Below are 22,050 nucleotides of genomic sequence, written 5' to 3' on the forward strand. Positions count from 1 at the left end.
TAGTGATTTTTAGCGTGCTAAATACACCGCTTTAATCATGTTGGCAAGTGCCGCTTTGGTTTCACTCCAACCTCTGGTTTTAAGCCCGCAATCAGGGTTGATCCAGAGTTGCTCTTTGGGGAGTACTTGCAAGAATGCTTTGATCTGCTCGCTCATCTCCTCCACACTGGGCACACGAGGGGAATGGATGTCATACACACCTGGTCCAATTTGGGCTTTGTAGTTCGCTTTTTGGAAGACTTTGAGCAGTTTATTGCCACTGCGTGAAGTCTCGATGGTGATGACATCGGCGTCCATACGCTCTATCGTGTCGATAATGTCGTTAAAATTGCTGTAACACATATGGGTGTGAATTTGGGTTTGATCCCACGCTGTGCCCACCGAGGCTTTAAAGCTCTCGACCGCCCATTTTTCATAGGCTTTGATCTTCTCAGCGCGTAAAGGATAGCCCTCTTTAAATGCCGCTTCATCGACTTGGATGATCTTGATGTCGTGACGTTGAAGCTCATCGACCTCTTCAGCGATAGCGGTGGCAACTTCGTAGGCGACTTCACTTTTAGGAATGTCATCGCGCACAAATGACCAGTTCAGAATCGTCACGGGTCCAGTGAGCATGCCTTTCATCGGCTTGTCGGTTAAGCTTTGCGCGTAAACCGTCCAATCAACGCTGAGGGGTTGTTTGCGACTCACGTTTCCGTATAAAAGCGGTGGCTTCACGCAACGGCTTCCGTAACTTTGCACCCAACCGTTTTGACTGAATGCAAAACCCTCCAGCAGTTCGCCAAAGTATTCGACCATATCGTTACGCTCGAATTCGCCATGTACCAAAACATCCAGCCCTAATTCTTCTTGGATAGCAACGCACTCTTTGATCGACTCTTTTAAAGATGCCTCGTACTGTTCGCGTGTAATCTCACCTTTTTTATAGGCATTGCGAACCGCTCGGGTCTCTTTGGTTTGCGGAAATGAGCCGATGGTGGTGGTAGGAAAAAGTGGCAAATTCAGTGCTTTTTGTTGCAAAGCAAAACGGGTGGCATACGCTGATCTGGTATAGAAAATGCCACTGCTTTTAACTGACGGTGCTTTTTGAGTGCATGCGCTTATCTCAGGTTTTTCTCTTTTCTCCCAAAGCGTGTTGATCTGCTCTAACTCTTCGAGTTTTTCAAGTGCAAAACTTAGGCGGCTTTTAACTTCGGGTGCTAGTTTTTCTTCAAAACGGGTTGAAAAAGGGACATGTAACAGTGAGCATGATGTGGAGAGGATGATGTGATCTGCATCGATTGTTTTGCTGATTTTCTCAATCAATACATACGTTTTAGAAGCGTTGTTTTTCCAAACATTTCGTCCATCAATGAGCCCAGCGATAAGCATTTTATCGTTTACATGTAAAAGCGCTTCAAGGTTCTCTTCGCCATAGACAAAATCAAGTCCGATTGCCCAAATAGGGCAATTTCCCAAGATTTCTACCGCTTCATTGGCGCGATCAAAATAGGTAACAACCGCGATTTTAAGATGGCGACTCACCGTTCCTAAACGCTCATACGCGATTTTGAGCAGGCTTAAAAATTTTGCCTCCAACGTTTTGGCAAAGAGTGGTTCATCGAACTGAATGACGATGTTTTCACCCAAACTTGAAATGGCGTGGAGCACCTTAGCGTACGCTTCCACGACATCATCAAAGAAGCCAAACAGATCACTTCCATCGACGGGATTACAAAGCGCTAAAAAAGTCAATGGCCCAATGAGATTGATCTTAGGATCGATCCCAAGTGCTTTGGCTTCGATGTACTCATCAACGATTTTGGAAATGTCGACTTTAAAAGCCATGTGTGCGTGAATCTCGGGAACGATGTAGTGGTAATTGGTGTTAAACCACTTGGTCATCTCCATGGCGGAACGTTGCGCATCGCCCCTTGCCATCGCAAAATAGCGTTCGGTTTTATCTTCGATGCCTTGGAAGCGAGGAGGGATGGCGCCAAGCATGACCGCCGTGTCCAGCATTGTGTCGTACAGACTAAAGTCGTTGCACGAAATAAAATCAATATGACGCTCTTTTTGGTAGTTCCAATGGCGCTCTCTGAGTGTTTTAGCAACGGATTTGACCGTTTCAAAATCAGAATTTCCTGCCCAATACGCCTCTAGCGCAAATTTGAGCTCACGTTTTTCCCCAATGCGAGGAAACCCTGTAACGTAGGTTTGTGACATAGTTTAAAGTCCTTTTTCATCTTTATAATTTTCAAATAAATTCTGCCAACAGCGTTGGCAAGCTTTAGTGCCATAGTGGCTAACGTAGTCGAACGAGCTTTGCTTGTTTGACGTATAGAAGATGAAAAAAGTGGAGGGTGGATGCCTGTTCGGCGGAAGCTAAAGTAGCGGCAATGGCAGTTGCATTTACGTCTTTTTTTGGCACGTTTGATGGCGGAGTGGGCGCGCTTTGCGAACAGTCGACTGCATTTGCAAAGTCTGGGGCGATACGTTGAGACAAATCCGAGAAGGGCAGAGCTAAGCGGTGGCGGATCGTCTTCAACCTCTTCAGGAGCGCAGGTATCGGCAAAGAGTCGAGCGGTGTGCAATAGGCGTGCGTGTTGGCGTTTGGTTTTGTATTCGATGGTCGAAGCTTGAATGGAAGCGAGCCTAAAGTAGCCCTTTTTCCCAAAACCCAGAGGCAATCTCACGTGATCCACGTCCTTATAATTGATGGCGGCATTATAGCACAATGGTTTACATGTAAAAACTATTTACCAAACTTCGGTAAAATGGAGGGATAATTTTTGAAGGAGACTGTGAATGGAAGTGGTAAAAACCGTTGTATTATTGACCTTGATGACACTGTTATTTGTGTGGGTTGGTGGCATGATGGGAGGAACGCAGGGGATGATGATCGCACTTGTGCTGGCGGGTGTGATGAACTTTGTGAGCTATTTTTACTCTGACACATTGGTGCTTCGTCATTACCATGCTGTGCCTGTCACGCGTCAAGAAGCGAATGGACTTTATACGATTGTCGAGAGATTGTGCGCCAAAGCAAATCTTCCTTTGCCTCAGGTGTACATCATCCCCGATTCCACGCCAAACGCGTTTGCAACAGGGCGCAATCCCTCACATGCCGCCGTTGCTGTCACCGAAGGGCTTTTGCAGCTTTTGGACGATGACGAGGTCGAAGCCGTTTTGGCGCATGAGCTGAGTCACGTGAGACACTATGATATTTTGGTGGGAACCATTGCCGCGACGATTGCGGGAGCGATTGGGGTTATTGCCAATATGATGCAATTTGGCGCGATGTTTGGAGGGAGCAGGGAGAACAGACCCAATCCCATCGTGATGATCGTCCTTGCCATCATTTTACCGCTTGCTGCTGCGGTGATTCAAATGGCGATTAGCCGTAACCGTGAATACATGGCAGACGAAGGGGCAGCTCGCTTGACGCGTCATCCTGAGTGGTTGCAAAGCGCACTTGCAAAGCTTTCGAGCTACAACGCGCAAGGCATGGTGCATGAGGCGACGCCTGAGAGTGCGCACATGTTTATCATCAACCCTTTTGCGGGCAAACATATCTCCTTTGCGTCACTTTTTTCGACGCATCCGTCCACGGAAGATCGGATTGCAAGGTTAGAAGAGTTAAAATTTGAGCTAAAATAATTTACATGTAAAGGTTGAAAATGAAAAAATCACTGAGTGAAATTCCAAGTACACCGCTTCAAGCAGGCGAGGGTGCGAGTATGCAGATGCTGATCTCTCCAGAAATTGCACCTCATTTTGCGATGCGCAAATTTGTCATTAAAAAAGAGGGACATATGCCGTTTCACACCAATACGGTTGAGCATGAGCAGTATATTTTAAAAGGCAAAGCGCGCGTTCAATTGGGTGAGGAGAGTTTTATTGCCGTGAAAGATGACATCATCTTTGTTCCAGCAGGAGTGCCTCATTCATACCAAGTGATCGGCGATGAAGATTATGAATTTTTATGTTTGGTTCCCAATAGCGTGGATACAATTGAGATGGTGAAAGCCACACCACGCATAGAGTGTGGTTGTTAAGTAAGAAGCCTTTTCAAGGCTTCTCTTATGCACGACGCAGTTGACCTAAATAAGCATAGCCTTCTTCCCAAGACCCAATGTCACTAAAGCTGTTGATATGCCCTTTATCGCCAACATTGACCAGTGCACTTCCCCACGCTTTGGCTAAACCTTGAGCGTAACTAAGGCTTGCGTACGGATCGTTTGTACTCGCGATGATGATGCTTGGAAAATCAAACAAGCCCATCGGTGTGGTTTCAAACCCTTCGACATTGCTTGGAAAAACGTCTGAGTTTGGATCGGGTGGTGCGACAAGAAGCGCTCCTTTGATGGACGAGTGCATTTTTTGCGCGTCCCAATGGGCGATCACTAAGCATGCAAGGCTGTGCGCGACAAGGACAACCTCTTCGCCTGCTTGGGCGACCTCTTCTTCAAGTTTTTCGATCCACTCTTTACAAATGGGATGATCCCAATCCCGCTGAATCACACGTTTGAAATCAGGATTTTCTCTCTCCCAAAATGTTTGCCAATGCATTTCGCCTGAGCCTTGATACCCTGGTAATATAAGCACAGATGTTGCCATAAATCCCTCATTTGATCAAATTAAAGAACTATTGTAGTCTAGCCTGACTTAATTAAGAGCGAGTAGGCTATGATAATGGCAAAAAATAAGGAGTTTTCATGCGCCTTTTTCTTCCTCAAACGGCGATGCTACTCGTGGATGTTCAAGAGCGTCTTTTTGGATATATTGAGGGGCACGATGACCTTGAGAAGCATCTTTTGGTGCTGCTTCAAGGGCTTCAAAGTTTAAACGTCCCCATCCTGTGCAATCAGCAATACACCAAAGGGTTGGGCGAGACGATAGAGAGTATCCGCTCACTTTTAGGCGACGTTGAGATTTATGAAAAACGTACCTTTAGCTGTTGCCAAAACCCAGACGTGATGGAAGCGCTTAAAGCCTTACATGTAAAGCATGTTATCGTCGCAGGCGTGGAGAGTCATGTGTGCATTTTGCAAAGCGTTTTGGATCTTTTAGAAGCAGGGTTTGAGGTTATCGTCTGTGCCGATGCTATCGGTTCGCGCAAAGCAAAAGACCATGAATTGGCACTTTTACGAATGACTCAAGAAGGAGCGTATGTTGGTTCGGTGGAATCACTGCTGTTTGAGCTTTTACACAGTGCCGATCATGCGCAGTTTAAGACGATCAGCACCTTAGTCAAAGCGCTCTAAACGTTTTACATGTAAAGAAGTTTAGGACTTCTTTACATAGTACGAGAGGCGATGATCGGTGTGTTTGGTAAAATAGTTATTATCAGGAATGATGTCCGCATGCCCTAAAAAGAGCTTGCCTTCAGGTTTGAGAAGTGTGGCAAAACGCTCGATGGTTTTGAGGCGAAAATCGTCGTCAAAGTAGATCAGCATATTGCGCGAGAAGATGATGTCAAATTTCCCTAAAGAGAGAAATTCGTGCTCAAAGATATTGACCTTAGTGAACGAAACAGAGCTGAAATACTCTTTTTTAACACTAAAATAGCGCTCTTCTTGTGTGAAAAATTTTTCTTTCAATCGCGCCTCTAATTTATGCAAAGAGCGCTCGGAGAAGAGCCCTTTTTGCGCTTTTTCGATCGCTTCAGAGTTGATGTCAATGCCCGTGATGCTAAAATCTCTGGGTTCTCGTTTACGCTCTTGCATCATCATGGAAAGAGAATATACCTCTTCCCCCGAAGCGCAAGGAGCGCAGAGAATCTTGACATTGGGAATAGCGAGCGCAAAATTAACCGCCATGTCGAGTTGTGCCTCTTCACGGTAGAAGTAGGTTTCATTGACCGTCACAAGATCAATCAAATCTTGCCTAAGGCCTTTATCGCTTTGCAACGCTTCAAAGAGTTTACGAAAACTGTAAATTTCTTTGCGTTCGCAAAAAAGGCGAAGTTTGGTTTCGATGACGCTGTTTTTCGCAAACAGATCCACACCAATCTCACGTTTGATGTAATGCAGTAGATCGTGGAGTCCAAAGGTATTGAACTCTTTTGGGGCTGAAACTTCGTGTTTCTGTGCAATTTCAGGCTCTTTTTTCTTGTTAAAAAACCACATCAAGACGCTCCAAAGGTTTTAATAATTTGTACAATTTCATCCAAGGCAAACGAAGTGATATTGGGATTGATCTCCATGGCGCGCTTTGGCATGCCATAAACGATAGCACTTTTTTCACTCTCTGCGATACATTGTGCGCCGTGTTTTTGCAATTCACTCAGTCCATTGGCACCATCATGCCCAATTCCCGTTAATAACACCGCCAAAATCTCAGCATGCCCAATGCACTCAACCGCCGAAGAGAAGAGCGAATCAATGCTCGGATTGTACGGGGTCTCACCCTCATCCATGGGCTCAATGCGCGTGCAGTCAGCTTGCTTCAGACGGCAATTTTGAGGACAGATGTAGACATGCGACGCGTGCAAGTTCATCCGTGCATCCACGGCGTGGACGGGCAGGTGTAACTCATTTTGAAATTGACTGATAAAGCTTGGAATAAAGGTCGCATTCATGTGTTGCGCAATAATAATCGCCCCATTGTACGTTGATGGAATCACAGATAAAATCTTTTTTAAATGACCAGGACCTCCGGTGGAGGCTCCGATCAACACAATTTTAGGTTTCATTGATCTCCACGTTTAGTGTCATCAATCATCCAGTAAAGGTTCATACGAACCCCTGCACCACTGGCACCAAACTGGTTGTATCCCCACGCTTTTTCGATGTAAGCAGGGCCTGCGATGTCCAGATGAAGCCATTTGTCTTTATGCGCCTCTTCGATGAAATTGTCTAAAAACAGTCCTGCGGTGATTGCGCCACCGTAGCGACTGGAGCTGATGTTGGACATGTCCGCAACCGAGCTTTTGAGAAGCTTTTTGAGGTATTTGTTAAACGGAAGGGAACCACTCAGTTCACCACTCGCCGTTGAGGCTCTAAGCATCGAGTGTTTCAGCTCACTGCTATGCCCCATAATGCCTGTGGTAAACTCACCCAATGCTACCACGCACGCACCTGTGAGCGTTGCCATATCGACCAAAAGATCGGGGTTGAGCTCTTGGGCATAACATAAACAATCCGCGAGCACCAAACGTCCCTCCGCATCGGTGTTACGCACTTCGATGGTTTTACCATTCTTTGCAACCAAAACATCATCAGGCTTATACGCATTACCTCCGATCATATTTTCCGTTGCACCAATGATCGCATGAATTTCGTAAGGAAGCGCTAGTGTTGCCGCACCTTTTAAGATCGCCATAACCGCAGCTGCGCCACTTTTATCGGCTTTCATCGTGACCATGTGTTCACTCGGTTTTAGGCTCAGTCCACCGCTATCATACGTTAATCCTTTGCCCACATAAACCAGACGTTTTTTCGCCTCTTTGGGCATGTAGGTAAGATGAATTAAGCGAGGAGGGTGCACGCTTGCACGGTTGACGGCAAGGAAAGCATTCATCCCTTGCTCTTTTAAAAAGGTCTCATCCATCACTTTACATGTAACGTTGGGAATCGAAGTTAATGTCTGTGCAACGTCGGCAAGGGCAATCGGTGTCATCTCTTCAGGCGTTGCATTGACGATGGCTTTGGCGAAGTTGGTAGCTTCTGCAATCGCAGTACCGACACGAAGCGCCTCGGTTGCTGTTTGCATGGAAACATCCACGCGACTGTAATCTTCCAAGCAGATCGTAATTTTCTCGATCGAAGAGGGCTCTTTTTTGCTTTTGTAGGTATCAAACGTGTAGCTTCCAAGGATAAATCCTTCCACCAACGCTTTGATATTTAAGCCTGGGCAATCGTTAGAATAAGTTCCAATGCAGAGGCTTCTCAGTTTGGTCTTTTTAAGCGCGTCCAAAGCTTTCGCAGCAGCGAGACGAATCTCATCGGCATCAAGTGAGTCGCATCCAACGTAGAGTGTTTTACTCTCTGCCACAAAAAGGCTCTCTTCACTCTCACCTTTAAATCCTAAAAGTAGGAGGGTCTCTTTATCGCTGATGGACGCGTGGTCTAAATTTTTATCGATAACAAGGACGATTTTGGCGTCTGCTTGTGTTTCATTGATTTTCTGATTGTTGAGGTGTATTTGCATGTTTTTCCTTAAATGTCTTGTCGGTAACTTTGTGAAAATAGTACGAGATTCCTCCACCAATAATACCTGCTAGTGGAAGCGCAAAATACCAATGCTCTTTTGCCCAGTGAATGACGATGAGAATTTCCTGACCAAAATACCATGTCGGTACAATGGTGAGTGCTGCCCAAAACCAAGCAGAAATGAGATTGATAAGAGCGAACATCTTCCCACTGTAGCGTGTGAGTCCTATGGAAATAGGAATAACGGTGCGAAGACCGTAGAGATAGCGTTGGATAAAGATAATCGGCCAGCCGTATCGTTTGAGCAAAAGATGCGCAAGAGCGAGTTTACGGCGTTGTCCGCGAAGTTTTTTATAGACGAATTTTTTATTGAAACGACCGATGTAAAAATAGACTTGATCGCCTGCAAAACCACCCAGCCCCGCGACGAAAATCGCAAGAAAAAGATTCATATCGCCTGTGTGGGTGAGCAGTCCTGCCATCACAAGACCCATCTCACCCTCTAGCATTCCCCAGAAGAAAAGAATGATATAGCCGTACTCTTTCATCAAATAGAGAAATTTATTCTCCAACCCTTCCACAGGTGCCATGTACAAAACGTAGCCAAGAACGGAGAGAATAACGATCATAAAAAGGGCGAAAAGTTTGCCTGAGTGTTTGTTCATAAAGTCACTCATGCCCTTATCCTATGTTCAAAATAGATTTTGCTTGCACCATATCTTTATCCCCACGACCGGAGAGATTGACGATAATAATTTTATTTTTGATCTCATTTTTAGGAATTTTTTTAAGGTACGCGATCGCATGTGCACTCTCGAATGCTGGAATAATTCCCTCTTTACGGCTCAACCAAACAAAGGCATCGAGTGCTTCTTGATCGGTGATGTTATCGTACTTTGCAACACCTTGCTCTTTAAGATACGCGTGTTCTGGTCCAATGCCTGGGTAATCCAGACCTGCTGAGATGGAATGCGCTTCGAGTATTTGCCCATCATCATCTTGAAGGAGGTAACTCATCTGCCCGTGAAGTACACCGGGGCTTCCTTTGGCAAGTGAACAGCCGTGTTTGTCGGTATCGATGCCATGACCTCCTGCTTCGATACCCACGCACTGCACACCCTCATCGCCTAAGAAGTGGCTAAAAATACCTAAAGCATTGCTACCACCTCCAATGCAAGCTATGATTATATCGGGAAGACGTTTCTCTTTGACTAAGATTTGGGCTTTTGCTTCATATCCAATAATTGATTGAAAATCGCGAACCATCAACGGATAGGGGTGAGGGCCTGCAGCGGTACCAATAATGTAAAACGTATCTCTCGCATGAGTGACCCAATAACGAATTGCTTCATTCATAGCATCTTTTAACGTTTTACTGCCACTTTTAACAGAGTGCACTTTAGCCCCTAAAAGTTTCATGCGAAAAACATTAAGCTCTTGTCGCTCGACATCTTTTCCCCCCATAAAAACTTCGCATTCCAGCCCTAACAGTGCAGCCACGGTTGCGGTTGCCACACCATGTTGTCCTGCACCTGTTTCGGCAATAACACGTTTTTTGCCCATTTTTTTAGCAATCAAACCTTGCACAATGGCATTGTTAATTTTATGTGCACCTGTGTGGTTGAGGTCTTCACGTTTGAGATAGACTTTGGCACCTAACTCTTGGGAGATATTTTTAGCATAGTAAAGTGCTGAAGGTCGTCCAACATAATCTTTCATGTAGTACTCGACTTCGCTCCAGAAATTTTCATTGAAGCGAAGGGTTTGATACTCTTTTTCAAGCTCTATGAGAACAGGCATCAAGGTTTCAGGAACATAACGCCCTCCAAAAATGCCAAAGTGTCCGTTGTGATCAGGGTCAAATTTAGAAGCTCTTGGAATGTACATTAGAACACCTCTAAAACAGAGTAAACGGAGGTTGTTTTTTTGATGTCAAGATCGCCTTGTAAAAAGGTAAGGTTGATCACAAAGCACGCTTCGATGCACTCAGCACCTGCTTTGTTGATCAGGTTAACCGCAGCGGTGGCTGTGCCTCCTGTGGCGATAAGATCATCGATTAAAAGAACTTTTGGTTTTGCTTTTCCCGCACCCGTAAACGCATCTATGTGGATGGAGACAGCATCGACGCCGTATTTGAGTGAGTATTTTTCGCTGATGGTCGTGTAGGGAAGTTTACCGGGTTTGCGAATCGGCACAAAACGGGTTCTAAGACGCGCAGCAAGCGCAGAGCCAAAAATAAATCCACGGCTTTCGATGCCTGCAATGTAGTCAATTTCTCTGTTTTCGTAACGCTCAACCAAATGATCCATCAAAAGATGAAATGCTTTTGCATCGCCTAAAAGCGTGGTAATGTCTTTGAACTTAATACCCGGTTTTGGAAAATCTTCGATCTCACGAATCGAATTTGAAAGATACGTTTTATCCGCTTCACTTAAATGACTCATAGAAACCCTTTTTTCATTTTTTCATTTTGATACGCTTTTTAAGCAAAGCTTAGAAAGCTACGTTTGCCTCTCGGCGCAAAACAAGGGCTTTAGCCCGATGTTTCTCTGAAAAGCTTGCCTCATTCGAGGTAGAAAAATTTTCAAATGTAATGTTTACATGTAAAACGAAAGAAAAGCGGCTCAACCCTAAATTCATTACAAGAGTGCCTCGATCTTTCCTTCGAGCTCTTTAATGTGTTGACGGAGTTTATCGCCTTCCATTCGGTATTGACTGTTACGGGTACGAAGGGATTTAAGGTCGTTTTTGACCTTTTTGAGCTCATCGCTTAAAATATCGATATTGCCCAAAGAGCGTTGCAATTGGACTTGATATTTTCGGATGACCACTTCGGCATCGTTGAGGGTTTGTTTGACGACAATATTACTACGCTTCTCTTTGCGAAGCAGCGTTTTGAAGTAAAACACCATAATCAACAAATAGACACACGCGGAAAAAAGTACCGTTGCGATAACCCAATCAAGTGCCATGGCTACAACTCTAACTTTTCAACACGCATTGCATGTCTTCCGCCCTCGAAAGAGGTAGCACACCATGCGTTGAGCATCGACTCAATCACACCAAGTCCCACAACACGTTGTCCAAAGCAGAGTACATTCGCATCGTTGTGCGCGCGTGCCATCTCCGCTGTGTACGCATCATGACACAAGGCGGCTCGAATACCCACATGTTTGTTGGCTGCTAAACTCATGCCAATGCCTGAACCACAGATCAAAATGCCCTGTGTTCCACTGTTTTTGAGCACTTCAAGGCTAAGGGCATGCGCAAAATCGGGGTAATCGACACGTTCTGTATTAAAAGGTCCAAGATCAATGACTTCGTGCCCCATGCCTTGGAGCATCTCAATGACATCTTGTTTGATGGCAATGCCTGCATGATCGGTTGCAATAAAAAACTTCAAGAAAGTGTCCTTCTGTAAGGGAATAAGGACGATTATAGCACAAGCATTATTATAAATTCCAAAAACAGGTCTCTTAAAAAAGACCTGTTAATACAACCATCCAATAACGTAGCGAATAGGCAGAAAAAAGTAGTGTGAAAGCGGTGTGGCAATGAAGAGGATCAAGATAACCATACCATAACGCTCCATTGATTCATACAAGCGAACCAAAGCCGTCCATCCCATAATCAGACCCAAATAAGTAAGGGCGTGAGAACCATCGAGTGGTGGAATGGGGTAGAGGTTGAAAATGCCTAAAACGACATTGTAAATCATGGATTGGATGAGAAAAAAGATGAGAAACACTTCGATGAAACTATTGGCTTCCCTCAGATCTGGTAAAAAGTTTAAAATGCCTGCGCACACAAGGGCGAGGGTAAAGTTGTACGCAATGCCTGCGAGTGAGACGTGAATCGCCGCTTTGTACCCACCATTGCGAACAACCGTAGGAATAAAAATCGGCACCGGTTTTGCCCAGCCAAACATAAACGGAGCGCCGCTGAAAAAAAGCACAGCAGGCACGATGATGGTTCCGACAAGATCGACATGAACGATGGGATTAATACTCAAACGTCCTTGGTTTTTAGCGGTCGTATCGCCATAACGATACGCCACATACCCGTGCATAATCTCATGCCCAATAATCGCGATCATCAGAGCTAGGATCGTTGCCGTGATCTCAATCAGTTTAAGCTCGTCCATTAGAAAAAGCTCTCATCGTACTGCATCGTCTCAATAAAACGACCGATGCGGTTCCATCTGATTTTATACTCATCATCCCATGAAAAATAGATAAACCAAGGCTTCCCAACGATGAGTTTGTACGGCACACTGCCCCAAAAACGGCTGTCATTGGAGTGATCGCGGTTATCACCCATCATAAAATAACTGTCTTTTTCCACTTTGGTATAAAAAGCATTAAAGCCATACCCTGAGATGCTTGGAAGTTCTTGCACCTGGGCAGGTTTCATCGCTAACTGATTGGCGCTTAAATGCAGGGTCATTTGTTGAAAAAGATTGATGGCATCATCGTAGTGAATGCCATGAAATTTTTCAATGTAAGGGTTATTGACCCACAGTTTGCCTGCAATTGTTTTGATCTTTTCAGGAGGGAAGTTCTCTTTAATGTACGCATCACCTTCGCTAAAATGAATGTAGAGATTTTTCTCTTGGAAAAGAATTTCATCATTTTCTGTGGCAACACATCGTTTGACATAATGCACTTTTTCATCTTTGGGGTAGCGAAACACAACGATGTCACCACGCTGTGGTCGATCACCTTCGATGATGTGCCCATTTCCTTTTAGATCAGGAAAAACAGGGATCTCAAGCCATGGAAGATGTGGGGTTGCGACGCCATACGAGAATTTTTTGACAAAGAGATGATCGCCTATGAGCAATGTTTTGATCATCGAACCGCTAGGAATCACAAAGGCTTGTGCGACAAAAAAGATGACAAAAAGGACAATAACAATCGTACCCGTCCAGCTGTTGGAGAAGGTGTAAAAACGGTTGAGAAATTTTTTCATGAGTTTCCTAAAATTATAAACGCTGAGTAGCAGCTTTAATGGTATTTTCGAGTAGCATCGCAATGGTCATGGGGCCTACGCCGCCTGGAACGGGTGTAATGTAAGAGCATTTGGGTGCGACATTTTCATAATCTACATCGCCCACCAATCGTCCCTCTGCGGTTTTATTGATCCCGATGTCAATCACAATCGCACCCTCTTTGACCATGTCGGCCGTAATGAGATTTTGCTTGCCGACACCCACGATCACAAGGTCAGCTTTTTGCGTGTGTGCTTTGAGATCTTTGGTGAAAATATGGCAGATGTCAACGGTAGCACCTGCGTTTAACAGCAGGTTCATCATCGGTTTTCCAACGATGTTACTCGCACCCACGACACAGGCATCTAACCCTTTAGGGTCGATGTTGTAGTGTGCTAAAAGACGCATAACACCCAGCGGTGTGCAGGGAACAAAACTGTCCAGTCCTGCGACCAAACGACCCACATTGAAAGGGTGAAAGCCATCGACATCTTTTTTAGGATCAATCGCCTCGATAATTTTCGTCGTATCCACATGTTTTGGAAGCGGAAGTTGCACCAAAACGCCATCGATGTTTGGGTTATTGTTAATCATCATAATGGTTTCTAAAATCTTCTCTTGCGAAATGGTCGTTGGCATTTTGTGAATGATGGAGTAAACACCCGCAGCATCACACGCTTTTTCTTTCATTTTAACGTACGTTTGACTCGCAGCATCATCACCGACTAAAATCACGGCAAGGCCGGGTGTGATGCCTTTAAGATTGAGTGTATCACTCTTTGTTTTGAGTTCAATTTTGATTTGATCTGACAGTGCTTTTCCATCGAGGATTTGCATCAAAACATCCTTGTAAGATTGCATTCAAGCAACCAGTTTTTGAAATTATACATTTTTAGTATTAATTTCTACTGCTTTGCTTCGATATGCGGACACCCCGAAAAACATCCTAGTCCTTTGAGGCTTTCTAAAAGATAGGGGATTCCGTGTACTAACTTTTAATAATAATCTAGTGGCGTGACCACGTTTACAAGTATAAAGAAGTACACACATTATACAAAAAAAAGGATTTACATGCGTAAAGTTTTTATTGGTGTTGATGTTGGTATGGATAAGCTTGATGTCTCCATTTCTCTTGATGGTCAAAAATATGACACTCTCCAAATCTTTAATAATGAAGGTTCAATATTGGGCTTCTTTGACTATCTCAAAACAACTTATAAAAAAAGTGATTTTTACTTTGGTTATGAGGCTACTTCAAACTATATGCACGTTCTTCAAAGGCTTGTTCATAATAATGATTTTAAACAGATCATGGTTAACCCTTACGTTATGGCTCACTACTTGAAGCACCTAAATTCTCGTACAAAAAATGACAAGATTGATAGTATTGGTATTGCTAAATTTATTCAAACAATAGAGCATGAAGATTTTAAAACAATCTTCAATCAAGATGATAAAACGCTCCGAAAATATACATCATCAATCAATCTTTTAAGAAAACTTGACACGCAATTAAAAAACCTTATTCATTCGCAAAAAGAGAACCCTATTGAGCTTTTAGATTCTCTCCTTAAAACGCTTCTTTTGAAAATCAAAGAGACTAAAAAAGGTTTAGATAAAGAAGCTGAGAAGGTTTTAAAAGAACTTTTCCCTCATGTTATTGAACTTAAAAATCAAATTAAGGGCGTTGGTTATGCTCTCCTTTTAGAACTTATCCCCATTTTCCTTAAATCCCAAAACTACACCTTAAAACAACTCCAAAGTTTTGTAGGTCTTAGCCCTCGAATTTTCCAAAGCGGTTCCTCTGTGCATAAGCGCGAATCAATGTCAAAGCGTGGTAGTTCACTCGTTAGAAAATTGCTTTATCTCTGCACCATGTCAGCTATTCAACACAACCAAATTATCAAAGAAAAATACAATCGCCTAGTTGATGGCGGTAAAAATAAAATGGTCGCTCTCGTCGCATGTATGTCTCACCTCTTTCGTGCTGTCTATGTCAAATTTCATCAAGGATTAGTCAATGTTTGAAAAGGAAAATCAAGTAAAGGTTGGTGACGTTATTGTCACTAAAGAAAAAAGAGTTCCTCAAATGATTGTTACTGATGTTGGTTTTCTTTTTTGTTCTGCTAGGGATTCTGATGGCGTTGATCATCTTATTTCTATTTTTGATCTTATCATTATTGGGAGTATTTGAATGCCTAACATCCTTTTCAACCGAATCCCACGCCAAATGGCACATTTCTCTCTTTGCCCTGAGAGTTACGATTTTTGTATCCCTCTCGACAAATTGAGGCTTAAATTCGTAGCGATCAATGATTTAAAAGTACGTAGAGTTGAACTTTTTCTACGTCACCAAGATAGGGATTTACCAATAGGCAAAATTGAACTTTACCATTCAGGAACGATTCATAACTACGAGCACACCTTTGAAAGTGCCAAATTATTAGCCGAAGAGATTGTCATGCGTTTTAATAGTTTTGAGCCTAACGGTCAACAACAATTTCAATTTTAAAAAGGAGTCAACAATTTTTAAAGTCATTATGAATAATAACATCATGGACACATGCAGAACGTATTCTCAGGCGCTTAGTAAAGCTAAAAAGATCAAAGCTCTTTTTTGTAAAAACCATACTTTTGAGGTTCTCGTTGAGGATTCCAAAGGTTCCATCTTGGATAGGTTTTAGTGTATGAAATTTGAAGTATCAAAAACAGATTATCAAATTTTGGTTTCTGTTTTAAGCTTATTAAATAGAGGAGGTTACGGCACCACAATTACACGTGAAGATATTATTAGGGAAAGTGGCGTTTCACCATCAATGGTGACAAGAAAAATACACAATCTATATTTAAAAGAAAAACAACTAAAGGAAAGAATCGTATGAAAACAACAGAAAAACAAGATAGAGATTTTGACAAAAAATTTGACCTTGAGCATGAGGCTTTTTTGGCTTCAAATGGTAAAACAATCCCAGTAACCATTCACAAACCAGTAAACAATGGAGAAGCAGCCAACAACGTCGGTCTCAAAGACATGTCACCAAAAATCGGTGAAGATGAAATGACGATGGATAAATTTAACGAAATGATGGCTCTTTACAATGCAAGAGTAAACGCAAATCAAGTCACTCTCTCCGCTCAGATTAGCGCACGTGAAGTTCAAAAAGGTAAAGAACGTTCAGATAAAGCAACGGGTGCTCCAATCCTTGACAGTGAAGGCAATCAAACCTTTTATCCTAGCCGTTACAAAATCACACTCATTTTTAAAGGTGGCACTCTCGTTCAAAACGTCTCTGAGGCAATGTATAACGAGCTAGAACTCAATAGCACGTACATGTTTAAAGGCTCACTAGGCTTTGTTAAAGACTTTGGTCAAGATGTTCTCTCACCTATTTGGCAATCATGGGAGAAAGTAGCGTAATTCAGAGGGCTTAGCGCCCTCTTTTCGTTTCTTGAAACTCTAGTGTAGAGCTTCAAAAAGCGAAAACAAACTTCGCCCCCACAATGGTTTATCAAGGGGGGTTAGGTGCGACAAATATCAAAAGGTCTAAAATGCAAAAACTGGTCAAACTTTGGCAAAATATCGACACCCTAAAATATCACCTCTACCCGTCTCTACTCTTGCAAGGTAAAGACGTTACAGCCTATAACGCTCTACTCGATACATTACTCTCCACAAAGCTCCAAGCACAAAGCCAAAAAAACGAGAATAAAAGCTTCTCCCAATACCAACACTCCTTTGGCGGTGACTTTTTTCAAATTATGCCCTCTACGGTGCGTGGATTTAGTGTATCCATTAAAAACCACGACATTACAATCCACTTAAAAAAGATGGTAACCACAATAGACCCTAACCCATTCTGTAAAGTAGAATTTCGTGCCTCATTCCTCCAACGTTACGGTTATATCTCCGCTATTCAAAAAGTCAACAAGTTTTTAAGAGATTTTATAATCTCCCACTACACAATCAAGATCAGCGAAATACATTTGCAGTGTGATATACAAGGTCATAACTTCACCGTCTTAGACTTTCACCGTACCAAATCAAAAACACGCAATAATCGTTACTACGATGATGAAATAGGCTGTGATAGCTTCTATTATTCAGGACGTAACTTCCAAGGCTTTATGAAAGGCGGTGGCGATTATTTAATGCGTGTCTACAATAAAACTAAAGAGATTAAAAAGTTTCCAAACAAAGGCTTTATCGAAGGATTATGGCGCACAAACAAAGATTACGACGAAACAAAAGAAGTCTTTAGAATCGAATTTCAGATCAGAAGAGAAAAGCTTAAAAACATGGTCATTGACGGTCAAATCCTAGACGGCTTTGAAATAATCCTCAATAACCTTAACAATCTTTGGGGTCGTTGTCTAGAAGATTTTAGCCTCCGTGACATTAGCGATCAAGATACAACCGAAATAATGTTAGGTTTTAAAACACTTAAAAATGGCACTCAAAAAATGCTCACCACTGACGCAGTACGTCAACGCTTTACACGTAGTGAAGTGCATCCTCTTTGGGCTGTTATTGGCACGTTTAACGGTCATTATCAAACTGCAAAAATTGACACTTTTGTCAAACCGTTTACAACTGATTTTATTTACGTTCATAACGCATTTAAAGCGTTCCTTTCCACATCACTTTCACACTTTGGCGATCTTCGTCCAGCTACGATTGAAGAGGCATTAACTAAAGTTCAAGAGTACACACAATCTAAGCATGAAAAGACAGTCTTAGAAGACGTTTATAGTAAACGCCTTGATCGTTTCAATAAGCTTGAAATTTACAATCCTGACGATGAGAAACTATACGCAAATAAACACTACTTTGTTAATCGTGTATTTGACACCATAGATCAAACGTATAACGCTCTGCATGATGTTGGTGTAGGGCAAAATGATGAATTTATTGAAAAAATATCCCAATGTTATGGAGCTTAAAATGAGTTTTAAAATTGGTTATAAATTAAGTTTTCGAATAAAAGGTTCTGATGATTTTTCTGTTATATATATGTTTCATTATCCTTCTGACCCATTGCCTGTTTCTAATTTACTTCATTCTGAATTAGATGAATTAAATTTTGTTTCTGACGAACTCAACAATATATTTTTGAGTATGAATAAATTATCAAAGTAGTTTAAATAAATGAAATGTCTAGTTTGCGGTAAACCTATTATCTTTAACGATAAATGCTATCGTTGCTCCTTTGGACGTCCTAAAACTTACTGTTCAGATCATTGCAGAGATTTTACAAAATACTTTAACGCTATGGTCAAACACTTAGATCAAATCGAATTAGACGACGAACATAAACGTAAAATAAGAGGCGATATTTCTAGGGTAGGTAATTCCCTTAAGTTTCCAACGATTGTTGATTTTAGTACCAAAAGACCTTGAGAAGAAATGGAGCATCTATGATTTTTCTAACAAAACAAAAAAATCGGTTAAAACTCTCTTTTTACCGTTGGCTACGTAACTATCTTTTAGTAAGTTACTTTCAAAATGTAGGTGCAAATATCGAACGATTTTGCTTGATCTGTGATCTCTCTGATGAGATCGAATTTTTAGAAGGAAGGATTTAAATAATGATTTTAATTGTAGGGTGTGCACAATGAAACTAGTTTTATCTCTATGCTCAGGTATCGGCTTACTAGATCGTGCATTCAAAGAAGCAGGCTTCTGCGTCGTAAGTTCAGGTGACATTATTCTCGGTAAACATTATGACATCCGTAACTTTACAGGTGTTAAAGGTAAATTTGATGGAGTGATCGGCGGTCCACCATGCCCTGACTTTTCACCCTTAAAACGTGACCGCCCTGTATTGGAAGAGTCTTACGGTTTTGAAATGCTTATGGAATATAAAAGAATCGTTTTAGAGTGTGACCCCTTCTGGTTTCTTTTAGAAAATGTTTCAGGTGTACCTAACGTTAAAATAGATGGATACTCACATCAAAGATTAGACATTAATCAATCTTGGTATGAAAACGTGACTCGGCTGCGCCACATTCAATTCGGTCACAAAGATAATAAATACCTACAAATTGAAAGAAAAATTGTGACTGATCGATCACATAAATTACAATCATGTGCTTTAGCAAATGATAGCCGTTCTTTTAGAGAGCTTTGTAGATTGCAAGGCTTAGAAGATGACTTCGACTTAAAAAGTTTTAATGTGCAAGGTAAAAAACGTGCAGTTGGAAACGGTGTTCCACTTTGTATTGGTCGAGCACTTGCAAAGGCTGTGACTGATCTGGAAGAAATAAGTGTGACGCAACAGGATAATAAAATCTGTGCATGTGGTTGTGGTCGTATTGTGACCCATCGAGGTGGTTATTATGACTATTCATGCCGTAAACGAGCCCAAAGAAATAGAAATAAATTTGCTGTGACTGATCAACAACAAATAGGAGCATAAATGACTTACCTAACAAAACAAAAAAATCGGTTAAAGCTTTCTTTTTACCGTTGGCTACGTAACTACCTCTTAATTAGTTACTTTCAAAATGTAGGTGCAAATATCGAACGATTTTGCTTGATCTGTGATCTCTCTGATGAGATCGAATTTTTAGAAGGAAGGATTTAAATAATGATTTTAATTGATTGGTCAAAATTAAAAAATTTCAAAGAAAGTGAATTTACATGTAATTGCGGTTGTGGTCTAAATAATATCAATGATGATGTTGTTCTAATGTTGGATACTGCTCGTGAGTGGGCACATATTCCTTTTAAAATTAATAGCGCTTGTCGCTGTGAAAAACATAACAAAATGGTGGGAGGTGTAACAGATAGTGCACATTGTAAAGGATTGGCGGTGGATATTTCCGCTCGTGATGATAGGTCTCGATTTATTATCGTTTCGGCTCTTATGAAAGTAGGTTTCACTCGTGTTTTAATTTATGACACGTTTGTTCATGTTGATATGGATTTGTCAAAACCAAATCCTATTTTAAAATTAATGAAATAAAGGAAAAAAAATGAAATTAAGTGATATTCAATGGTCAACGGTTCTTAAAAATGTTGGTGGTATTGTTACCACTTTTAACCCTGCAATCGGTAGTGGTTTGGTGGTAGCTAGTGAGGTCGTAGACAAGCTTAACGGTGATTCTATGCTATCAGATAACGAAGTCTTAAGAAACAACGTTGTTGGGCTTTCAGCATGTGCTGATATTATTGCAGATTACCTACAAAAAAAAGAGTTAAATCAAGAAGTAAATGACGATAACCTTAAACTCGTTATGGTCTCTCTACAATCGCATGACGTTCTCTTTGATAAAATCTATGCGATTATGAAGTAAGGATGGTTTTATGTCATATTTAATTAGGGTGCAATATTTTTCTAAGGATACGGTTTCCCCTATCGATAATCAAACGCATTTTGCTGGTTCTTTAGGTTGTTTTGTTCAAGATGGTTCCAATATGGAAAGTCCAATTTTTGTTTTTAGTGCTGATTTTATGAATGAAGATGGTTCATTGAAATATACTTTTATTAATACTTTCACTATTTCTGATGTAAATTATACTCTTAGTGTTGTATTTGATGATGCTTATGGATTTCAATGTGTTTTTGATTATCCTCATTATTTTCTTGTTGACAACTCAGCTCTTGTTTTTCTTGCTGGTCTGTTAGGTTCTAGTGGTGGCACAACCGATACCTCTCTCTTAACTTCTCTCAACGGAAATTTTGGAAGTTATCCTGATGGCGCTCAGGTTGTTGTGCAAGGTCTTACAACAAGAACCTATACAGTCCAATCAAGCTCTTTAGGTTGGGATTCACCATCAACGGGTAGTTTGATCATTACATACCGTTTAAAGGACGCTGACGATAACTTCCTAGAAGCTCCTCATGTCCTTTTAACTTTAAAGGCTTAGTCATGTCTAATGCTTATGCAAAAGATGTACTTTTTAATGGTAATACTGGCGGTGGCATGGTGGCTGGTGGGGGTTCTTCCTCCTCCGCTAATAATGCTTCTTATCAGGGGCGTTATACTGCCTCTAACAACGTTTCCTATGCTCGTTCGTCTTCTGTTTCGCCTTTGACGTCTTCTGAAACTACTGTTGTTTCTCAATCAGGTACTGGCGTTGGTACTGTGAAACAATATTCCTCTACTAATATTACTAATTTTAATGTTGCTGATTATGTTAAAAATTTAACTAATGCTAGTGGTGGGTCGTCTTACACGTATTACACTGATGAACAAAAAGCACAAATGTCTGCACCTGATCGTTTGCTTATTGAACAATACGAAGCAATGCAAAAAGTTTCAGAAGATCAAAATAAAAATAAACAAGCTGTAAAAGATCAAACTAAAGAAGTGGTTAACGGTATTAATTACCAACAAGGCGATACTCTTCCCTCCGTTCTCTCTCAAAACGCTAAAGCATTAACGCAAGCTATTAACGCTTTAACGACTACGTTTACAGATCAGTTCACTTTGCTAAATAACTACATGATGGGAGGTCTCATTTATCAACAACAATTCTTAGATATTAAAACGGCTGAAAGTGGTCTAAAAATTGAATCTATGGAGTACAACAAAACTCAACAAACGGTGTATGATCTTGATGGTAATGCTCTTGGTCAAGCTACACCTAGAGACCTTGGTGTACAAAAAGATGCTGTTGTCGGTATTGATCACACGGATAAAATCAATTTTGAGATACCTGATGAGCTTGAATCTGATTTGTCTTCTGATGATCTTGATATTTCTACTATTTTGGGTTATGATGATGGTGCTGATATTTTTAAAGAATTTTATACTCGTATGGGAGGTACTGGTCTATGATTAGTAATAAACAAAAAAATAAGTTTTATTCTTTTCTTGATTGGATTGGTGTTATTATTGTTGTTGTTGGCTTGGCTTATATTCTTTTTTCTAAGGGTGGTTTTTTAGGTGGTTTTTAGCCTATAAAATAATTTCACATAA

At 41.5% G+C, this 22,050-nt stretch carries 33 protein-coding genes; 19 read left to right on the forward strand and 14 right to left on the reverse strand.

Features of this window, described 5'->3' with window-relative positions; all coding sequences use genetic code 11:
* Nucleotides 1-9: 9 nt before the first annotated feature.
* Both metE and SMUL_RS17385 read right to left on the reverse strand, forming a co-directional pair.
* Nucleotides 10-2,205 carry a 5-methyltetrahydropteroyltriglutamate--homocysteine S-methyltransferase gene (gene metE / locus SMUL_RS05205; protein ID WP_025344201.1) on the reverse strand — a complete coding sequence of 732 codons (2,196 nt, stop codon included), beginning with the start codon at nt 2,203-2,205 and terminating at the stop codon, nt 10-12.
* Complete coding sequence (locus SMUL_RS17385) at nt 2,139-2,675, reverse strand: hypothetical protein (RefSeq protein WP_223809777.1); 537 nt, start codon at nt 2,673-2,675, stop codon at nt 2,139-2,141. The genes metE and SMUL_RS17385 overlap by 67 nt, the downstream gene beginning before the upstream one ends.
* A 112-nt stretch (nt 2,676-2,787) precedes the next feature.
* Here SMUL_RS17385 and htpX point away from each other — a divergent pair, with 112 nt between their 5' ends.
* On the forward strand, nt 2,788-3,639 hold the full coding sequence (gene htpX / locus SMUL_RS05215) for a zinc metalloprotease HtpX (RefSeq protein ID WP_025344203.1): 852 nt from the start codon (nt 2,788-2,790) through the stop codon (nt 3,637-3,639).
* Nucleotides 3,640-3,659: 20 nt separating this feature from the next.
* Nucleotides 3,660-4,037, forward strand: coding sequence for a cupin domain-containing protein (locus SMUL_RS05220; protein WP_148295266.1), 378 nt, complete (start codon nt 3,660-3,662; stop codon nt 4,035-4,037).
* A 25-nt stretch (nt 4,038-4,062) separates the two neighbouring features.
* Here SMUL_RS05220 and SMUL_RS05225 read toward each other — a convergent pair whose 3' ends face one another.
* Nucleotides 4,063-4,599: an RBBP9/YdeN family alpha/beta hydrolase gene (locus tag SMUL_RS05225; protein ID WP_025344205.1), complete on the reverse strand. Its 537-nt coding sequence runs from the start codon at nt 4,597-4,599 to the stop codon at nt 4,063-4,065.
* A gap of 98 nt (nt 4,600-4,697) precedes the next feature.
* On the opposite strand from SMUL_RS05225, the gene SMUL_RS05230 reads away from it, so the two are divergent.
* Complete coding sequence (locus tag SMUL_RS05230; RefSeq protein ID WP_025344206.1) at nt 4,698-5,246, forward strand: isochorismatase family protein; 549 nt, start codon at nt 4,698-4,700, stop codon at nt 5,244-5,246.
* Nucleotides 5,247-5,267: 21 nt separating this feature from the next.
* Here SMUL_RS05230 and SMUL_RS05235 read toward each other — a convergent pair whose 3' ends face one another.
* The 11 genes from SMUL_RS05235 to folD form a co-directional block, all read right to left on the reverse strand.
* On the reverse strand, nt 5,268-6,110 hold the full coding sequence (locus SMUL_RS05235; protein WP_025344207.1) for a CheR family methyltransferase: 843 nt from the start codon (nt 6,108-6,110) through the stop codon (nt 5,268-5,270).
* Entirely contained in the window at nt 6,110-6,676 is a 567-nt protein-coding gene (locus tag SMUL_RS05240) for a CheB methylesterase domain-containing protein (protein WP_025344208.1), read from the reverse strand. Before SMUL_RS05240 ends, SMUL_RS05235 begins: the two co-directional genes overlap by 1 nt.
* On the reverse strand, nt 6,673-8,133 hold the full coding sequence (locus SMUL_RS05245; RefSeq protein WP_025344209.1) for a leucyl aminopeptidase: 1,461 nt from the start codon (nt 8,131-8,133) through the stop codon (nt 6,673-6,675). Before SMUL_RS05245 ends, SMUL_RS05240 begins: the two co-directional genes overlap by 4 nt.
* Nucleotides 8,099-8,812, reverse strand: a complete 714-nt coding sequence (locus SMUL_RS05250) for a DedA family protein (RefSeq protein WP_025344210.1) — start codon at nt 8,810-8,812, stop codon at nt 8,099-8,101. The genes SMUL_RS05245 and SMUL_RS05250 overlap by 35 nt, the downstream gene beginning before the upstream one ends.
* A gap of 4 nt (nt 8,813-8,816) precedes the next feature.
* The gene (gene trpB / locus SMUL_RS05255; protein ID WP_025344211.1) at nt 8,817-10,022 is read right to left on the reverse strand and encodes a tryptophan synthase subunit beta; all 1,206 of its coding nucleotides are present in this window, start codon (nt 10,020-10,022) and stop codon (nt 8,817-8,819) included.
* Complete coding sequence (locus SMUL_RS05260; protein WP_025344212.1) at nt 10,022-10,579, reverse strand: adenine phosphoribosyltransferase; 558 nt, start codon at nt 10,577-10,579, stop codon at nt 10,022-10,024. Before SMUL_RS05260 ends, trpB begins: the two co-directional genes overlap by 1 nt.
* Nucleotides 10,580-10,774: 195 nt before the next feature.
* Nucleotides 10,775-11,107, reverse strand: a complete 333-nt coding sequence (locus SMUL_RS05265) for a membrane protein (RefSeq protein ID WP_025344213.1) — start codon at nt 11,105-11,107, stop codon at nt 10,775-10,777.
* Between the two features lie 2 nt (nt 11,108-11,109).
* Nucleotides 11,110-11,538: a ribose 5-phosphate isomerase B gene (rpiB, locus tag SMUL_RS05270; protein ID WP_025344214.1), complete on the reverse strand. Its 429-nt coding sequence runs from the start codon at nt 11,536-11,538 to the stop codon at nt 11,110-11,112.
* 87 nt (nt 11,539-11,625) lie between these two features.
* On the reverse strand, nt 11,626-12,279 hold the full coding sequence (locus tag SMUL_RS05275; protein WP_025344215.1) for a site-2 protease family protein: 654 nt from the start codon (nt 12,277-12,279) through the stop codon (nt 11,626-11,628).
* Nucleotides 12,279-13,106 carry a signal peptidase I gene (gene lepB / locus SMUL_RS05280; RefSeq protein WP_025344216.1) on the reverse strand — a complete coding sequence of 276 codons (828 nt, stop codon included), beginning with the start codon at nt 13,104-13,106 and terminating at the stop codon, nt 12,279-12,281. The genes SMUL_RS05275 and lepB overlap by 1 nt, the downstream gene beginning before the upstream one ends.
* A 13-nt stretch (nt 13,107-13,119) precedes the next feature.
* On the reverse strand, nt 13,120-13,962 hold the full coding sequence (gene folD / locus SMUL_RS05285; protein ID WP_025344217.1) for a bifunctional methylenetetrahydrofolate dehydrogenase/methenyltetrahydrofolate cyclohydrolase FolD: 843 nt from the start codon (nt 13,960-13,962) through the stop codon (nt 13,120-13,122).
* A 234-nt stretch (nt 13,963-14,196) separates the two neighbouring features.
* On the opposite strand from folD, the gene SMUL_RS05290 reads away from it, so the two are divergent.
* The 16 genes from SMUL_RS05290 to SMUL_RS17655 all read left to right on the forward strand — a co-directional run bounded on the left by SMUL_RS05290 (nt 14,197) and on the right by SMUL_RS17655 (nt 22,028).
* Complete coding sequence (locus tag SMUL_RS05290) at nt 14,197-15,153, forward strand: IS110 family transposase (RefSeq protein WP_025344218.1); 957 nt, start codon at nt 14,197-14,199, stop codon at nt 15,151-15,153.
* Nucleotides 15,146-15,319 carry a hypothetical protein gene (locus tag SMUL_RS17155; RefSeq protein WP_158506018.1) on the forward strand — a complete coding sequence of 58 codons (174 nt, stop codon included), beginning with the start codon at nt 15,146-15,148 and terminating at the stop codon, nt 15,317-15,319. The genes SMUL_RS05290 and SMUL_RS17155 overlap by 8 nt, the downstream gene beginning before the upstream one ends.
* Nucleotides 15,320-15,637, forward strand: coding sequence for a hypothetical protein (locus SMUL_RS05295; RefSeq protein ID WP_025344219.1), 318 nt, complete (start codon nt 15,320-15,322; stop codon nt 15,635-15,637).
* Nucleotides 15,638-15,812: 175 nt separating this feature from the next.
* A complete protein-coding gene (locus SMUL_RS05300; RefSeq protein ID WP_025344220.1) occupies nt 15,813-16,007 on the forward strand; it encodes a hypothetical protein in 195 nt (64 codons plus the stop codon).
* Nucleotides 16,004-16,543, forward strand: a complete 540-nt coding sequence (locus SMUL_RS05305) for a hypothetical protein (protein WP_025344221.1) — start codon at nt 16,004-16,006, stop codon at nt 16,541-16,543. Before SMUL_RS05300 ends, SMUL_RS05305 begins: the two co-directional genes overlap by 4 nt.
* A 131-nt stretch (nt 16,544-16,674) precedes the next feature.
* Entirely contained in the window at nt 16,675-18,066 is a 1,392-nt protein-coding gene (locus SMUL_RS05310) for a hypothetical protein (RefSeq protein ID WP_148295267.1), read from the forward strand.
* 1 nt (nt 18,067) lies between these two features.
* On the forward strand, nt 18,068-18,262 hold the full coding sequence (locus SMUL_RS05315; protein WP_025344223.1) for a hypothetical protein: 195 nt from the start codon (nt 18,068-18,070) through the stop codon (nt 18,260-18,262).
* Between the two features lie 9 nt (nt 18,263-18,271).
* Complete coding sequence (locus SMUL_RS17040) at nt 18,272-18,523, forward strand: hypothetical protein (RefSeq protein WP_148295268.1); 252 nt, start codon at nt 18,272-18,274, stop codon at nt 18,521-18,523.
* Nucleotides 18,524-18,540: 17 nt separating this feature from the next.
* Nucleotides 18,541-18,708 (forward strand): hypothetical protein, encoded by a 168-nt coding sequence (locus tag SMUL_RS17160; RefSeq protein WP_158506019.1) that lies wholly within the window; start codon nt 18,541-18,543, stop codon nt 18,706-18,708.
* A gap of 29 nt (nt 18,709-18,737) precedes the next feature.
* Nucleotides 18,738-19,541, forward strand: a complete 804-nt coding sequence (locus tag SMUL_RS05320) for a DNA cytosine methyltransferase (RefSeq protein WP_025344224.1) — start codon at nt 18,738-18,740, stop codon at nt 19,539-19,541.
* Entirely contained in the window at nt 19,542-19,709 is a 168-nt protein-coding gene (locus SMUL_RS17165; RefSeq protein WP_158506020.1) for a hypothetical protein, read from the forward strand.
* Nucleotides 19,710-19,712: 3 nt separating this feature from the next.
* The gene (locus SMUL_RS05325; protein WP_025344225.1) at nt 19,713-20,090 is read left to right on the forward strand and encodes a D-Ala-D-Ala carboxypeptidase family metallohydrolase; all 378 of its coding nucleotides are present in this window, start codon (nt 19,713-19,715) and stop codon (nt 20,088-20,090) included.
* A 10-nt stretch (nt 20,091-20,100) separates the two neighbouring features.
* Complete coding sequence (locus tag SMUL_RS05330; RefSeq protein WP_025344226.1) at nt 20,101-20,421, forward strand: hypothetical protein; 321 nt, start codon at nt 20,101-20,103, stop codon at nt 20,419-20,421.
* Between the two features lie 10 nt (nt 20,422-20,431).
* Complete coding sequence (locus SMUL_RS05335; RefSeq protein WP_025344227.1) at nt 20,432-20,995, forward strand: hypothetical protein; 564 nt, start codon at nt 20,432-20,434, stop codon at nt 20,993-20,995.
* A gap of 2 nt (nt 20,996-20,997) precedes the next feature.
* Nucleotides 20,998-21,909: a hypothetical protein gene (locus SMUL_RS05340; RefSeq protein ID WP_025344228.1), complete on the forward strand. Its 912-nt coding sequence runs from the start codon at nt 20,998-21,000 to the stop codon at nt 21,907-21,909.
* A complete protein-coding gene (locus SMUL_RS17655) occupies nt 21,906-22,028 on the forward strand; it encodes a hypothetical protein (RefSeq protein WP_280938036.1) in 123 nt (40 codons plus the stop codon). The genes SMUL_RS05340 and SMUL_RS17655 overlap by 4 nt, the downstream gene beginning before the upstream one ends.
* Nucleotides 22,029-22,050: the final 22 nt, after the last annotated feature.

The sequence above is a fragment of the Sulfurospirillum multivorans DSM 12446 genome, from assembly GCF_000568815.1.
GTDB classification, from domain to species: Bacteria; Campylobacterota; Campylobacteria; order Campylobacterales; family Sulfurospirillaceae; genus Sulfurospirillum; species Sulfurospirillum multivorans.